A 14,709-nucleotide genomic window follows, 5' to 3' on the forward strand; every position below is an offset into this window, starting at 1 on the left:
CCCTTTCTCCATCTTCCGGGTCGTCCCGCTAGTCGTCCGCGTCGGCCTCGACGTCGGCGTTTCGATCGTCGCCGTCCTCGTCGCCATCGCTCGATGCGTCTCCCGGCGCGTCTTCCGGCGTCGGGATCGTCACCTCCGGGAGGTTCGTTTCGATCTCCTCGCGTCGGTCCTCGAATCTCCCGGGGAGGACGAGGCGGCCGCCGAGGTCGTCGAGGGGTTCGTCGCTCGCGTAGCCCGGGTCGGACGTGGCGAGCTCGAAGAGGACGCCGTCGAACTCCCGGAAGTAGACGGAGCGGAACCAGTGGCGATCGATCTGCTGGGTGGGACGGAGCCCCATCGAGCGGACGGCGGTGCGCATCTCGTCCTGGTCGTCGTCCGTCGGCGTCTGGAAGGCGACGTGGTGGACGGTGCCGTGGCCCTGCCGGCTCGCGGCCACGGTCGGGAGGACGTCCACGTACGTGCCGACCGCGCCGGCGGCCGCGAAGCGCGTGCGCTCGTCGCCGGGGGTGTCGCTCGGGGACTGCTCGGTGCCGGCCCGTTCGAGCCCCATCGTTTCGAGGAGGTCCATCGTCCGGTCCGGATCGGTGAGCCAGAGCGTCACGGAGTGGAACCCCCGGATCGCGTGCTCGGCGGGGACGAACGCCTCCCACGGGACGGTCGGATCGTCGTCGGGGATCTCGACCGCGACGAGCTCGACCGGGAGGCCGTCCGGGTCGCGGAAGGGGAGGACGGTTTCGCCGAAGCGCTCCACCCGGTCGTCGTAGTCGACGCCGTAGTCGTCGAAGCGCGCCTCCCAGTAGTCGAGACTCCCCGCGGGGACGCGGAAGGCGGTCCGGGCGACCTGCCCGGATCCGACTTTCCCCCGTCGCATATCGCCCCACGGGAAGAACGTCATGCTCGTCCCGGGCGTCCCCTCCGCGTCCGCGAAGAAGAAGTGGTAGGTGCCCGGGTCGTCCTGATTGATCGAGCGCTTCACGAGGCGGAGGCCGAGCGTCTCCACCCAGAAGTCGAGGTTCTGTTGCGGGTCGCTCGCCACGCAGGTCACGTGGTGGATGCCCGGCGTCGGGTTCGGGTCTGCCATAGGTACTCGAAGGAGCGCGAGCGCCTTCAAAGCGCGCTAACCCCGACGTCACCGCCCCGATCCGGGGTCGATTCGCGTGTCGGCGCGACCCCGGCACCCGCCGCGCGCTCAGTCGACCGCGACGTCCCCGCCTTCGCGGCCGTACGCGTGTTCCCCCTCGTGGTGATCGTGAGCGTGTTCCTCGTCGTGACCGTGATCGTGGCCGTGGCCGCCGCCCCCGCCGCCGTCCGTCGCGCCGTCGCCCGTCCGGTGGAGCCAGTAGAGGACGGCGAAGACGACGACGGCGATCGCGTTCAGCGCCGCCTTGTAGTTGAGCTCGATGTGCAACTCCGTCACGGTCACCGTCGCCGGATCGGGGACGAAGACGATCCCGGTGAGGCCGTGGAGCGCGACGAAGACGCCGTGGAGCAGGGCGCCGGTGACGACCGCGGCGACGAAGATGAGGGCTGAGAGGACGGCCGCGAACGTCCCGCCGTAGTACTCCCGGTACGCCTCCACGATCGGCGGGATGACGAGATCCGCGTAGATGTAGGAGAGGACGCCGCCGAAGGGGAGCCCCTTCGTGTAGAGCAACGCGCCGAAGGGGACGTTGCCGACGGAGCAGACGAAGGTGACGACGCCGACGACCGCACCGAGGAGCGCCATCGAGACGACGGTGATCGCGGGCGAGCCGAGGACCTCGGCGCCGAAGAGCGCCGTCCAGACGGACTGGGGGACGAAGCCGGCGAGGATCCCGGCGAAGACGAAGCCGAGCGCGATCTCGTCGTAGAGCATCCCCCACTCCTTCCACTGCTTGTCGGCGAGGTCGCGCCAGCCCGCGAGCGACGTCGCGCGCTCCCGGATCGTCGTGTTCGCGGCCTCGGGGTCCCACGACTCCACGCACGAGCGCGAGCAGAAGTAGTAGGTCGTCCCCTCGACCTCGCGGGTGTACTCCGTCTCGTCGGGGTCGACGTCCATCCCGCAGTTCGGACAGCTGACGGTGTCGTCGTCGTCCGTCGCGTGCTCGCGGGCGCGTTCGAGGAGGTCGTCGGGGACGAGGTAGCGGAAGGCGAGCGCGAGGAGGACGATGAGGACGAGGCCGCCGAGGAAGTCCGCGAGGACGAACTGCCAGCCGAGCAGCAGCCAGATGACGAAGCCGATCTCGATGACGAGGTTCGTCGAGGCGAACATGAACGCGCCGAGGCTCGCGCCGGCGCTCGCGCCCTTCTTGTAGAGGTTCTTCGCGGTGGCGATCGCGGAGTAGCTACACGAGGAGGAGACGAAGCCGAAGAACGTCCCGAGCGCGAGTTCGCGCGGGCCGTCGCCCGCGAGGTGGTCGGCGATGTCGTCCGAGTCCACCCACGCCTCGACGCCGCCCGCGATGGCGAAGCCGAAGACGAGCGCCCACCACGTGATCCACACCATCGCGGCGGTCGTGCTCGCGGCCTCGATCGCCCCGTCGAGGAGGAAGGCGTCGAGCGGCTTCGTCGTCGCTATCGCGCCGACGACGACGACCAGTACGGCCATTCCGGCGAGTATCAGGTAGTCGCGCGTGTCCATCGGTGACGTTCGTGCTGGGCGGATCGGCGGTCGGTTCTCCCGTCGACGCGCGACGACGGCCGGCGCGACGGGGCGTTCTGCGGACCGGTGGCGGTCGACTCGCGGCCGGCGTTACGCCGAGGCCTCGTAGCCGGCCTCGTCGACGGCGGCGACGACTGCGTCGTCGTCCGGCTCGCCCTCGACGACGAGCGTGTCCGCCTCGTTGTCGGCCTCGGCGTCTTCGACCCCGTCGAGCTCGCCCACCGCGTCCTCGACGCTCTGCTCGCAGTGGTCACACGACATTCCCGTGACGGTGTAGGTCTTCGTCATGACGGATACTCGTAGGGTGGCCCCACTTACGCCGTTTGCGCCTTCGGAAGCGAACTCCGATCGGCGTTCGGCTTCGGATTCCCAACTCGATCGGTGCGCCGCGATGTCGTCTGTGCCGTCCGACGATCGACGATGCCGATGCACGCGGCCGTGGCTGGGCGCCCCCGCCGACTTTGACGCTGGCGCGCGAAGGCAAGTCATGGGCTTTCACACGTTCGACACCGAGAAGGCCGCGGCCCTCGAGGACGCGGCCGACCGCTACCGCTACTGTTCGCGCGAGGAGCTTCTCGGGTCGCTCGCTCCCGATCCCGGAGCCGCCGTCGCCGACCTCGGAAGCGGGACGGGGTTCTACGCGGACGACGTCGCCCCCTTCGTCGGGACGCTGCACGCGGTCGACGTCCAACCCGAGATGCATGACTACTACCGCGAGAAGGGAGTCGCCTCGAACGTCGACCTCGTCGCCGCTGCCGTCGGTGATCTGCCGTTCGCCGACGACGCCCTCGACGGCGCGTACGGCACCATGACGTTCCACGAGTTCGCGGACGAGGCGAGCGTCGCCGAGCTCGCGCGGGTCTGCCGACCCGGGGCTCGCCTCGTTGTCGTCGACTGGAGCGCCGCCGGCGCGGGGGAGACCGGCCCGCCGCTGAGCGAGCGTTACGATGCCGACGCGGCCGCGACGATGCTCGCCGACGCCGGCTTCGACGTCGAACGCGCGGACGAGCGCGTCGAGACCCTCGCCGTCACCGCGATCCGGTAGCTCCTCCGTTCCGCCGGGCTACTCGGTCCCGTCAGTCCTCGACGTCGACGACTTCGACCTCGAACGTCAGCGTCTCGCCCGCCAGCTCCGGGTTGAAGTCCACGCGGACCGTCTCCTCGTCGACGTGCACGACCTCGCCCTGCTGGCCGTTCTGCGCCTGCAGGTACGCGCCCTCCTCGGGCGTCTCGCCCAGCATCCCGCGCAGCTCGTCCGTCTCGAACTCCTGTACCGCCTCCTCGCTCCACTCGCCGTACGCCTCCTCCGGCGGGATCTCGAACGTCTCCGCGTCGCCCGCCGAAAGGCCGCGCAGGCCGTCCTCCATGCCCTCGATGACCGCGCCGGCCCCGACTTCGACCGTCAGCGGGTCGTAGTCGCGCTCCGGTTGGGCGTCCGCCAGTCCCTCCTCGGCCGCGACGTCCTCGCGCGAGGTGTCGAAGACCGTGCCGTCGTCCAGTCGTCCAGTGTACTCGAACGTGACCGTGTTGCCGTCGGTGATACTCACACTCGGGAGAGTGCCCCCACGCGGAAAAGCGATGGTATCGAGGCGCGCCGCGGGCACCGTGCGCCGCGACGCCAGTCCTTATGCCCGCGGCCGTCCCAGTCGCCGATGTGAACCACGATGACGACGTCGCCGCCATCGAGCGACTCAAACACCGGTACGCGTACCGCATCGACGACGGTGACTACGACGCGTGGGTCGCCCTCTTCACCGACGACGGCCGCTTCTGTGGCGACGACGGAACGGCCTTCGAGGGCCACGAGGAACTCCGGACGTTCGCCACCGAGGTCTTCGACGACGCGTACGTCGAGACCGCCCACACCCTGACGAACGGCGTCGTCGACGTCGAGGGCGACACGGCTACGGGCCGCTGGTACCTCGCGCTCTACCAGGAGACCGCCGACGGCGAGACCGCCGTCCAGCAGGCCACCTACGAGGACGCCTTCGAGCGCGTCGACGACACGTGGCGAATCGCCGACGTCGACCTCACCTACGGCGTCCGACTGCCGCGCTGAATCGGGATTTCAGGCGACGACGGTGTCGCGCCCACACACCCGACACCGAGTGAAAGAACGATAGTCCGAGTCGTGTCCGACCTACCTGGTCACTCGTTGTGGGGTGTGTCTGGCGGCAGTGCATCACTCCCTTCGACCCCGTCAGTCACTCGTTATGAGCTGTGTCTCCACTCACGCCTTTTCGCCTCTCAACGACGGGACACACCGGACACCGAGTGACTTCGACGACTACCGCGATTGGCTCCCCCCTTCGTGCGACGATTCCGGAGTCACTCGTTGTGGGGTGTGTCCGGTCGGTAGTACGTCCCCCTCCGATCCCGTCAGTCACTCGTTGCGGGGTGTGTCGGTCGCTCCGCTCCGTCGACGACGTGACGACCTATTCCCCCACCGCCTCTTCCACGACCGTCGACCATCTTTTTCGGGTTCGAGTCGCCTCCGGCGACCGCTCACCGCAAAAACACGGTCCGCGCGAGCAACGCGAGTGCGCGACTAGCGGGGCCGCAGGTCCCGCGAGGGTGAAAAATTCCGAGCACTTCGCGCTCGACGTTCCCGCTCTACTCGCCGACCGCTTCTTCCATGATCTCGATCTCCTCCTTGGTGAGGTCGTAGAGGTCGTAGACGATCTCGTCGATCAGCCGATCCGTCTCCTCGATCTTCTCGTCGAGCTCCGCGGCGCGCTCCCTCGTCTCCGCGTAGCGTTCGAGGTCCGCCGCGACGTCGTCGGGATCGGGGAGCGTGATCGCTTTCAGGCGGTCCACGAGCGAGTTCGTCTTCGTCGCGTTGTCCCGAAAGCCCGCGAACCCGTCCGCCTCCGCGACGGCGACGGGGACGAACGCCTCGATCAGCGTCGCTTCCGTCTCGTCGAGGTCCGCGAGCGCGAACGCCTCGTGGTAGTCCGTCTCCGTGTAGCCCCAGCGGTCCGTCTCGTGTGCGTCCTCGTCCTCCGGCTTGTAGCGCGCCGTCGCCTCCACCGTCACGCGACGGCCGTCGCGGACCGTCCGCACCTCGCCGACGCGCAGTTTCTCGTACGCCTCCGTCGTCGCGTCCAACACGGTCGCGCCCGTCGGCTGATAGAGCCCGACGTCGGGCAGTTTCGGGCCCTCGGCGTAGTTCCCGAGGTAGTCGAGGAGGGAGAGATTGAGGGATGCGCGGTCAGATTTGTGTGAAAGGATCCGTCGCACCAAGTAGGAAATCGCTTCTTGATCGGGGTTTTGTTCCCGAATCGCTTCGTAGGGCATCGCTTGCACCTCCCCGGGATCACATAGCATCTCACCGAATGACTTCTCTACTGGTGGGATTGGGATAGCGGAGAGATACGATGCGAGTGTATGCCGGAAATCTCCTTCAAGAACCGGCGAATTATGATAGATATAAAACCACGCTGGGGTGCTGTTTAGGATTCCGAGGAGATATGCTCTCATCCCTTTCGTATTTTCCTTCGGAACAAGCCCGTACCCAGAATTTGGTATATACACTCCCCCTTCGTCATCGATGGTGAATTCACTCCGCTCACAGATGTCCGGTACGAGGAGTTTCGGGCTCTCCCAGAGGGATTTCTCACGCGGACGCCACAGCGCGTGCCATGAAGGATACTCCATAGTCTTGCTTCCCCTGTCGCCCAGCCGCTCTCTAAACGAACCCAGATACTCGTACGTTTTTGGGTATTTAGATTTAATAATATCCTCGCTAATCAGCTCAGTGGATCCCGAGTCGATACTATACGGATATATCACTGCCAAGTCTGTCTTTAGCGGCGAATACCTATATATCTCATCTCCGGCTATCAGTGGATGCACGAGATCACTCTCTATCGGATACTCGTTCCCGTTCACGCTTGACTTGATTCGAGTTTCATTCCCCCGTTCTTCCACTACCTCCACGAACAGCACGTCGTTATCGCCAGAAACGACCCCTTCGGAGATGTATTCGGTGTACGTCTCCAGTCGGTTCCCGACTGTCTCCATCTGCGAAAGAATTGGCTTCTCCCTCGGCCCCACCAATGTCCACGGATTGTCGTCTAAATCTTCTAACTCGACTTCAACGCTCGGCAACGACCCCACCTCTTCTGGGCTGTCAACACCATCATACGCCTCGATATACTGGAACTGATCTTGCCGCTCCGATAACGACATTATACAGGTGTACGTGATCGCTCCATCGAATACCTGAAAATCACCGAAGTCAACGATCTCGGAGATGGCTTGCTTATCGAGTAGGTATTCTCTGAGACCCTTTCCGCCGTCGGATTTGAAGAATTTATTCGGGAGTATGTACGTCAAACGTCCTTTTGACGCTAATGAGTATCCGCGCTCAACGAACGGCGCATAAATATCGAACCGTGCCTCCGTTGTTGTGTACTCCGGACTATTCACCAGATAATCGGCTAGCTCTGAGTGACTCTGTCGGAGATTTTGTATCTTCACGTACGGCGGATTCCCGATCACGGCATCGAACCCCGCGTTCGCCAGCCGTTCGCCGTCGTCGCCGTAGAAGGCGACGGGGAACTCCAGTTCCCAGTGGAAGAAGGCTTCGTCCTCGGCCATGGCTTGCGCGCTCGTGAACCAATCCTGGTCCTCGACGTCGGCCCACGAGTCGTCACGCAAGGCTTCGGCCATGCGTTCTTCGGCGTCGTCGGGGACGTCGAGGCCGAACTCCGACGCCGTGTGGACGTTCGCCATCGCCAGCAGGCGCTGGTAGAGGTCGTCGTCGCGGACGTCCTCGTAGACGGCCTCCATCTCCTTGATGTCCGCGAGGGTCTCGTTGTCGATGCTGAGCAGGTCGGTGAAGCGCTCCATGACGTGCTCCAGGGCGCGCTGGCGCGTGTGGTCGAAGGACTGCTGGAGGGTGAGTTGCCCGCCCTCGTCGGCGTCGTCGGCGTCGCCGAGCACGGCCTCGATGTCGCTCCCGACGAGGGAGTTTCCGGTTTTGAGGTGGTGATCGAGGAAGGCGAGGGGTTGCTCGGCGGCGAGGGTGCGAAGCCAGAGGGAGACCTTGGCGAGCTCGGTGGCGAGGGGGTTGAGGTCGACGCCGTAGAGGCATTGCTGGGCGACCTTCCGGCGCGCCCAGTTGATGTCGCGGAGTTCGCCCTCCTCGGTGGTGGGGTCGCTGATCCGCGCGTCGTCGCCGGCCGCGGCGGCCTGCTGGTCCTGGCGTTCTTGGGCGTCGATGATCTCGCGCGCGAGGTAGTCGACGGCGTTCACGAGGAAGTGCCCGGAGCCCATCGCGGGGTCGAGGACCTTCAACTCGAAGACGCGCTCGGCGAACTCCGCGGCGAACTGGCCGCCGCCGGCCTGCTCGAAGGGGTCCTGGGCGAGGAGGTCCTCGCGGATGTCGTCGACGAGCGGGCCGAGCGTCTCGTCGACGATGTACTCGACGACGTACTCGGGCGTGTAGTACGACCCGGTGGCCTTGCGCTCGCCGGCGTCCGTGCGGAGGTAGACCTCGCCGGTCTCGACCGCGACGGCGTCGCCCTCGTCGGCGGGGACGTACTCGCCGTCGTCGAGCGTGAGCGCCTCGTCCGCGACGTCGAGGCGGTATTCGAGGAGACCCTCGTAGATCGACCCGAGGTGGCGCTCGTCGAGCGAGGAGTAGTCGACGAACACCCGGCCGTCCGCGTCCGCCCGGTTCCCGCTCGCGCTCTCCTCCCCGTCCTCGCGCTCGCGGCGCGTGAGGAGGTCGAGGACTTCGGCGAGGTGCCGGTCGCCGACCTCGTGGGCGGCGAGGAAGCGCGCCTCCGCGCTGTCGTCCGGGTCGGGATCGGTGCGGAACAGCCCGCCGTTGTACGCGGGGACGGAGAGCGTATCGGGGTCGATGTCCTTCGCTTCGCTCCCTTGGTCGATGAGCTCGAAGAGTTCGGCGAGCGTGTCCCAGAGCGTCGTCTGCCACGGCTGGTAGTGTTGGCGCGTCTCGTCGCGCTTCGACGCGACCTCGCGTTTCAGGTCGTTGAGCGCGTAGCTCTCCGCGTAGATGTCGTTGTCCGTCGGGAGGAGGTCGCGGCCCTCGCTCTCGGCGTAGAGGACGAAGATGAGGCGATAGAGGTAGATGAGCGAGGCGTCGTGGACGAGATCGAGGTCGTCCTCGGAGAGGTCGTCGTGGCGGTCGAGGAAGCCCTCGGCGAGCACGCGGATCGCCTCGTAGATGTTGTTCTGGAGGTCCTCGCCGATGGCCTCCGCGAAGACGCTCGACTCGTCGTGGACGTCGTCGAGGAAGCAGTCGCCCGAGGCGTCCGGGAGGAAGGCCTCGTGGCGGAAGAAGCAGTAGAACTCCTTGAACGCGGCCAGCCCGGCGTCGCCCGACTCCATCGCGTCGAGGAGCGCCGGGAGGTCGATCTCGTAGTAGGAGTCGAGGCGGTGGCTCGTCGGCCCGTAGTAGAGCCGCCACTGTCGGCCGTTCGTGAGGACGGCCCACTCGGCCGGGGTCTCCTGTAAGTAGGCGTGGATCTGGTAGCTCGGGTTCTCGAAGTCGCGTTTGGCCTCGCCGCGCGTGTCGAGCTTGCGCCCCCAGCGTTTCGCGTCGGCGACGGCGACGGCCTCCTCGTAGAAGTCCTCGCGGTCGAACGCCGCGTCGGCCGCGTCGGCGCTCGGGAAGAAGCCGTAGTCGGGACGGCGCGCGGTCCGCCGGACGGTCTCCTCGATCTCGAAGGGGATCCCGAGGTCGTCGAAGATCGGCCGGATGAAGTTCCGTTCGAGCTGCGCTTCGTTGTAGTCGGCGACGCGATCACGCTTCGCCAGCCAGCGCTCGCGGATCGACTCGTAGGCGGCTCGCACGTCGTCGTCGTCCACCGACGTCCACGGTTCGGTCCCGCGGAGGTGGTCGTCGAGATAGTGGTTCGAGAAGAGGTCCCGGTTCGTTCGGTAGGTGGGTGTCGAGTGCATCGTGTGGCGCGCGCCGACTGTCAGCGGTTGGGACGATCCGACTCCCTACGGCGACTTAAGCACACCGCACCCGCGTATTATGTGGCTCGCCGAACGAACCTGGGGTGTGTCCCCATCTGACATCCGAGCCATCGAGCGCGTCAAACGGCAGTACGCGTACCGCATCGACGACCGGGAGTACGACGCCGTGGTCGACTGCTTCACGGCGGACGCCCGCTTCGACACCCCTGAGGGCGAGCGCTTCGAGGGGCGCGGGGAACTCCGCGAGTTCGCCGCGGGCATCGAGGAGGCCTTCGACGAGACCGCCCACGTCCTCACGAACCCCGTCATCGACGTCGAGGGCGACGCCGCGACCGGCCGGTGGTACCTCACGCTCCACTACGCGGTGGACGGCGAGACCGGGACGGAACAGGCGGCGTACCGCGACGAGTACCGCCGCGTCGACGGCGAGTGGCTGATCGCGCACACCGAGGTCGTGGGCGGCATCGAGCACTGAGGCGCGCTTTAGTCGACGACAGCGGCCTCGGCGGTCTCCGCCCAGCCGTCGGTCGGGAGCCGGGTGACTTCGTCGTCGGCGAGGATGCGCTCCTCGGCGTCGGCGACGGCCTCGTGCTTCCTGATCGCGCGGGCGCTCTCGCCGAGCGAGTGGTTACGGAGGTGATCGGCAGTCGCGTCGAGCAGTTCCGCCTTCTCGTGGTCGTCTCGGTCGCCGCGGAACGCGTGCGTCGCGTCACAGACCGGACACCGCAAGAGGAGTGCGCGTGACATACGGTCGAATCGGACGGGCGGCGCGTCCAAGAAACCCGATACCGAGGGCTATTGCGGCCTCGATAGACGTATCGAGACGCTCGACTCCGTCCCCCGCGGCGGTGGGAACCCGGAAGCTCTTAAGCCCCGGACCCCACAGTTCACGTATCCGAAAGACGTGCGGTCCGCGACGACGCGTTCGTCCGGGACGCACCGCCATGCTCGACCGTACGGGTCGGGTGGGCGCTGCGTCGTCGACGGTTGCGGGCGTCGTCGCAGGAACGCATTGATCGGCTATACATATGGAAATCGAAATTGCGACAATCGGCGGCTACGAGGAAGTCGGCCGCAACATGACGGCCGTCCGTGTGGACGACGACATCGTCGTCTTCGACATGGGGCTCAACCTCTCGCAGGTCCTCATCCACGACGACGTCCGCACGGAGCAGATGCACAGCCTCGACCTGATCGACATGGGCGCCATCCCGGACGATCGCGTCATGTCCGAACTCGAGGGCGACGTGAAGGCCATCGTGCCGACGCACGGCCACCTCGATCACATCGGCGCCATCGGGAAGCTGGCCCACCGCTACGACGCGCCCGTCGTCGGCTCCCCGTTCACCATCGAACTCGTCCGTCAGGAGATCGACGACGAGTCGAAGTTCGACGTCGACAACGACCTCGTGAAGATGGAGGCCGGCGAGACGATGGAGATCGGCGACGAGGTCGACATGGAGTTCGTCCACGTGACGCACTCGATCGTCGGCGCGGTCAGCCCCGTCCTCCACACGCCGGAGGGCGCGATCGTCTACGGTCTCGACAAGCGCATCGACCACAACCCGGTCCTCGAGGACCCCTTCGACATGGAGCGCTTCGAGGAACTCGGCGACGAGGGCGTCCTCTGCTACATCGAGGACTGCACGAACGCCGGTCGGAAGGGCCGCACGCCGAGCGAGTCGCTCGCACGCGAACACCTCCGCGACACCCTCACGAGCTTCGAGGACTACACGGGCGGGATCGTCGCGACGACGTTCTCCAGCCACGTCGAGCGCGTCTACAGCCTCGTCGAGTTCGCGAAGGAGATCGGCCGGAAGCCCATCCTCCTCGGGCGCTCGATGGAGAAGTACACGAACACGGCGCGCGATCTCGGCTATCCGATCCCGGACGACCTCGAGATCTACGGGCATCGCCGCTCGCGCGAACGCGCATTCAAGCGTATCATGAACGAGGGGAAGGGTAACTTCCTCCCGGTCGTCACCGGCCACCAGGGCGAACCGCGCGCGATGCTCACCCGGATGGCGCGCGACGAGACGCCGTTCCAGTTCGACGAGGGGGACAAGGTCGTCTTCTCCGCCCGCGTCATCCCCGAGCCCACCAACGAGGGGCAGCGCTACGCGGCCGAGAAGCTCCTGAAGATGCAGGGCGCGCGCATCTACGACGAGGTCCACGTCTCCGGTCACCTCCGCGAGGAGGGCCACTACCAGATGCTGGAGGCCGTCCGCCCGGACAACATCATCCCCGCCCACCAGTCGCTCTCCGGCGTCGCGCCGTACGTCGATCTGGCGGAGTCCCAGGGGTACACGACGGGCGAGGACCTTCACATCTCGCGCAACGGTAACGTCGTCCAGCTGACCGAGTAGTCCGACGCCTCTGCGTCGGACGAACACACGAGCGCTGAACGTCGTGAGGCGCGAGTAAACGCGGATTCGCTGACGCTCGGCTCCGCGCGTGTGCGTGACTCTCCCGTTCTCCGTTCTTTTCGGCCGGCTAGCCGCGGCCGGATGCCGCCCGCGCGCTCGGCGCCTCGCCGGGCACAGCGCTCTTGGGCGGCGCGCACCCACGGGTCCGTATGGACGTACTCGTCGCGGGTGCGCACGGCGCGGTCGGTCAGCACGTCACCCGTCTGCTCGCGGAACACGACGACCACACGGCGTACGGGATGGTGCGAACGGACGCGTACGAGGACGACGTCGCGGCGCTCGGCGCGACGCCGGTGCGCGGCGACGTGACGGATCGTACCTCGCTCGACGACGCGTTCGCCGGCGTCGATGCCGTGATCTTCGCCGCGGGATCGAGCGGCGCGGACGTGTGGGGCGTCGACCGGGACGGTGCGGAGAACTGCGTGGACGCCTGCGAGGACGCGGGCGTCGAGCGCTTCGTCATGCTGAGCGCGATGAACGCCGACGCGCCCGCGGAGAGCCCCGAGGAACTCCGGGAGTACCTGCGCGCGAAGGCTGACGCGGACGCGTACCTCCGGGAGAGCGCGCTGACGTTCACGATCGTGCGACCCGGGGCGTTGACGGACGAGCCGGGCACGGGACGGATCCGGACCGGCGCCGATCTCGATCGGTCGGACGCGACGATCCCCCGCGAGGACGTCGCCGCGACGCTCGTCGCGTCCCTGCCGATGGCGAGCACCCACGATCTGACCTTCGAACTGCTTTCGGGTGAGACGCCGATCGAGCGGGCGCTTCGATCGCCGCTCGACGCGTGAGGTGCGGCGTGGCTACCGATCGGCGGCGATGGTTTTGTTTTAGGTAACCCTAATTTTTTGATGGGACAAGAATTGTTCCCGTTGGCGGAAAGCCTTAAGTGGGGAGGGCGCATAGTAGGTAATACGATGAACACCCAGAAGACGATCCGTCGTGAAGCGGGTACCGTCGAGGAGAACGCGCTGCGACTCGATCGAGGGAAGGCCGAACAGATCATCGAGGCGCTGAACCGCGACCTCGCGGCGTCGTACGTCCTCTACCACCAGCTCCGCAAGCACCACTGGAACGTCGAGGGTGCCGAGTTCAACGACCTCCACGAGTTCCTCGGCGAGCGCGCCGAGGAGGCCGAGGACGCCGCGGACGACATCGCGGAGCGCGCGCAGGCGCTCGGCGGCGTCCCCGTGAGCGGTCCCGCGGCTCTCGAAGAGCACGCGCCCGTCGACTTCGAGGGCGAGGACGTCTACGACATCCGCACGTCGCTCGAGAACGACCGCGAGATGTACGGCGACGTCATCGAGTCGGTCCGCGACCACGTCGGGCTCGCGGAGGACCTCGGCGACTACGCGACGAGCGAGCTCCTGCGCGACGTCCTCGAAGACCTCGAAGACGCGGCGCACGAGGTCGATCACTACCTCGAAGACGACACCCTCGTCCTCGAAAGCGCGACCAACTAATGGCTGAACCACGGACCGGGCGTCTGGTTCGCGAGCTCGACGGCGCGTCCGTCCGCCAACAGTGGGGGACGATCACGGAGAACGCCGTCCGGCTCGATCGGGACGACGCCGCACGGATGGTCGAGGCGCTCAACGCCGACCACGCCGGCGCGTTCAACCTCTTCTACGTACTGCGAAAGCACTACTGGACCGCGGAAGGGGCCGAACACGAGGACGTCGCGGACGTGCTCAAGGAGCAGTACGAACGCGCCCGCGACCTGAACGACGACCTCGCCGAGCGAATCACGATGCTCGGCGGCGTTCCGGCGAGCACGCCCCCGAACCTCCAGGAGTACGCGCCGGTCCACTTGGAGGCCGAACACCACTTCGACCTTCGAGCCTCCCTCGAGGGCGACTTGGAGGCCTACGCGACGCTCGTCGCCAGCATGCGCGAGCACGTCGGCCTCGCGAAGGAACTGGGCGACGAGGCCACGGTCGAACTCCTGCAGGATCGCCTCGAAGTCCTCGAAGACGACGCGAGCGACATCGAGGACTTCCTCGCGGACGACGCGCTCGTCACGGAGGGATCCCGATGAGCGCGCCGCACCTCCGCAACCCCGGCGACGACGCGCTCCGCCAGGAGTGGGACACCGTCGTCGACAACGAACTCCGCCTCAATCGGGAGGCCGCCGCGCGCGTCGTCGAGGCGCTCAACGCCGATCTCTCCGGCCTCTACATCCTCTTCAATCAGCTGCGCAAGCACTACTGGACTCTCGAAGGTCGGGAGGTCCGTCCCGTCGTCGAGTTCCTGGAGGACGCCGCGGATCGCCTCTCCGAGGCGACGGACGAGATCGCCATTCGCGTCCACGCCCTCGGCGGCGTCCCGGTCAACGGCCCGATGGGGATCCGCCAGCACGCCCCGATGACCATCGAGGGCGCGGACGTCTACGCGCTCCGTCCGTCCCTCGAACACGACCTGGAGGCGTACGCGACTCTCGTCGCGCAGCTCCGCGACCACGTCGCCCTCGCCCACGAGCTCGGCGACGAGACCACCGTCGAGATCCTCCGCGGGCACCTCCGCACGATCGAGACGGACGCGCACGACGTGGAGAAGTTCCTCGCGGACGACACCCTCGTCCGCACCGACGAGTAAACTACCCCGCCCTACTCGCTCCCTCGGGCCTTGCGGCCCTCGGTCACTGCTTGAGGACGGGGCTTTACCGCACCGATATTGTGCCCCGCG

At 66.8% G+C, this 14,709-nt stretch carries 14 protein-coding genes; 8 read left to right on the forward strand and 6 right to left on the reverse strand.

The features are described 5' to 3' along the window. Nucleotides 1-28 precede the first annotated feature (28 nt). The 3 genes from IEX91_RS04415 to IEX91_RS04425 form a co-directional block, all read right to left on the reverse strand. Nucleotides 29-1,081, reverse strand: a complete 1,053-nt coding sequence (locus IEX91_RS04415; protein ID WP_188877329.1) for a VOC family protein — start codon at nucleotides 1,079-1,081, stop codon at nucleotides 29-31. 108 nt (nucleotides 1,082-1,189) lie between these two features. Then, entirely contained in the window at nucleotides 1,190-2,620 is a 1,431-nt protein-coding gene (locus tag IEX91_RS04420; RefSeq protein WP_188877330.1) for a permease, read from the reverse strand. A 111-nt stretch (nucleotides 2,621-2,731) separates the two neighbouring features. Next, nucleotides 2,732-2,929 carry a heavy-metal-associated domain-containing protein gene (locus tag IEX91_RS04425; protein ID WP_188877332.1) on the reverse strand — a complete coding sequence of 66 codons (198 nt, stop codon included), beginning with the start codon at nucleotides 2,927-2,929 and terminating at the stop codon, nucleotides 2,732-2,734. 199 nt (nucleotides 2,930-3,128) lie between these two features. Between IEX91_RS04425 and IEX91_RS04430 the strand changes: the two genes are divergently transcribed. Continuing rightward, on the forward strand, nucleotides 3,129-3,686 hold the full coding sequence (locus tag IEX91_RS04430) for a class I SAM-dependent methyltransferase (RefSeq protein ID WP_188877333.1): 558 nt from the start codon (nucleotides 3,129-3,131) through the stop codon (nucleotides 3,684-3,686). A 31-nt stretch (nucleotides 3,687-3,717) separates the two neighbouring features. Here IEX91_RS04430 and IEX91_RS04435 read toward each other — a convergent pair whose 3' ends face one another. Next, nucleotides 3,718-4,188: an FKBP-type peptidyl-prolyl cis-trans isomerase gene (locus IEX91_RS04435; RefSeq protein ID WP_188877334.1), complete on the reverse strand. Its 471-nt coding sequence runs from the start codon at nucleotides 4,186-4,188 to the stop codon at nucleotides 3,718-3,720. 107 nt (nucleotides 4,189-4,295) lie between these two features. Here IEX91_RS04435 and IEX91_RS04440 point away from each other — a divergent pair, with 107 nt between their 5' ends. After that, complete coding sequence (locus IEX91_RS04440) at nucleotides 4,296-4,700, forward strand: nuclear transport factor 2 family protein (RefSeq protein ID WP_211086339.1); 405 nt, start codon at nucleotides 4,296-4,298, stop codon at nucleotides 4,698-4,700. Between the two features lie 554 nt (nucleotides 4,701-5,254). Here IEX91_RS04440 and IEX91_RS04445 read toward each other — a convergent pair. Beyond that, complete coding sequence (locus IEX91_RS04445) at nucleotides 5,255-9,574, reverse strand: Eco57I restriction-modification methylase domain-containing protein (protein WP_188877337.1); 4,320 nt, start codon at nucleotides 9,572-9,574, stop codon at nucleotides 5,255-5,257. Between the two features lie 106 nt (nucleotides 9,575-9,680). Here IEX91_RS04445 and IEX91_RS04450 point away from each other — a divergent pair, with 106 nt between their 5' ends. Further along, nucleotides 9,681-10,070 carry a nuclear transport factor 2 family protein gene (locus tag IEX91_RS04450; protein WP_188877338.1) on the forward strand — a complete coding sequence of 130 codons (390 nt, stop codon included), beginning with the start codon at nucleotides 9,681-9,683 and terminating at the stop codon, nucleotides 10,068-10,070. An 8-nt stretch (nucleotides 10,071-10,078) separates the two neighbouring features. On the opposite strand, the gene IEX91_RS04455 is transcribed toward IEX91_RS04450, so the two are convergent. Beyond that, the gene (locus tag IEX91_RS04455) at nucleotides 10,079-10,342 is read right to left on the reverse strand and encodes a hypothetical protein (protein ID WP_188877339.1); all 264 of its coding nucleotides are present in this window, start codon (nucleotides 10,340-10,342) and stop codon (nucleotides 10,079-10,081) included. A 281-nt stretch (nucleotides 10,343-10,623) separates the two neighbouring features. On the opposite strand from IEX91_RS04455, the gene IEX91_RS04460 reads away from it, so the two are divergent. The 5 genes from IEX91_RS04460 (at nucleotide 10,624) to dpsA (IEX91_RS04480) (ending at nucleotide 14,619) form a co-directional block, all read left to right on the forward strand. Continuing rightward, the gene (locus IEX91_RS04460) at nucleotides 10,624-11,961 is read left to right on the forward strand and encodes an RNase J family beta-CASP ribonuclease (protein WP_188877340.1); all 1,338 of its coding nucleotides are present in this window, start codon (nucleotides 10,624-10,626) and stop codon (nucleotides 11,959-11,961) included. Between the two features lie 209 nt (nucleotides 11,962-12,170). After that, nucleotides 12,171-12,815, forward strand: a complete 645-nt coding sequence (locus tag IEX91_RS04465) for an SDR family oxidoreductase (protein ID WP_188877342.1) — start codon at nucleotides 12,171-12,173, stop codon at nucleotides 12,813-12,815. Nucleotides 12,816-12,941: 126 nt separating this feature from the next. After that, the gene (gene dpsA, locus IEX91_RS04470) at nucleotides 12,942-13,487 is read left to right on the forward strand and encodes a DNA starvation/stationary phase protection protein DpsA (RefSeq protein ID WP_188877343.1); all 546 of its coding nucleotides are present in this window, start codon (nucleotides 12,942-12,944) and stop codon (nucleotides 13,485-13,487) included. After that, nucleotides 13,487-14,062 (forward strand): DNA starvation/stationary phase protection protein DpsA, encoded by a 576-nt coding sequence (gene dpsA / locus IEX91_RS04475; RefSeq protein WP_188877344.1) that lies wholly within the window; start codon nucleotides 13,487-13,489, stop codon nucleotides 14,060-14,062. Before dpsA (IEX91_RS04470) ends, dpsA (IEX91_RS04475) begins: the two co-directional genes overlap by 1 nt. Beyond that, nucleotides 14,059-14,619, forward strand: a complete 561-nt coding sequence (gene dpsA, locus IEX91_RS04480) for a DNA starvation/stationary phase protection protein DpsA (protein ID WP_188877345.1) — start codon at nucleotides 14,059-14,061, stop codon at nucleotides 14,617-14,619. The genes dpsA (IEX91_RS04475) and dpsA (IEX91_RS04480) overlap by 4 nt, the downstream gene beginning before the upstream one ends. Nucleotides 14,620-14,709 lie beyond the last annotated feature (90 nt).

Origin of the sequence: Halarchaeum nitratireducens (genome assembly GCF_014647155.1) — an archaeon.
GTDB lineage: Archaea > Halobacteriota > Halobacteria > Halobacteriales > Halobacteriaceae > Halarchaeum > Halarchaeum nitratireducens.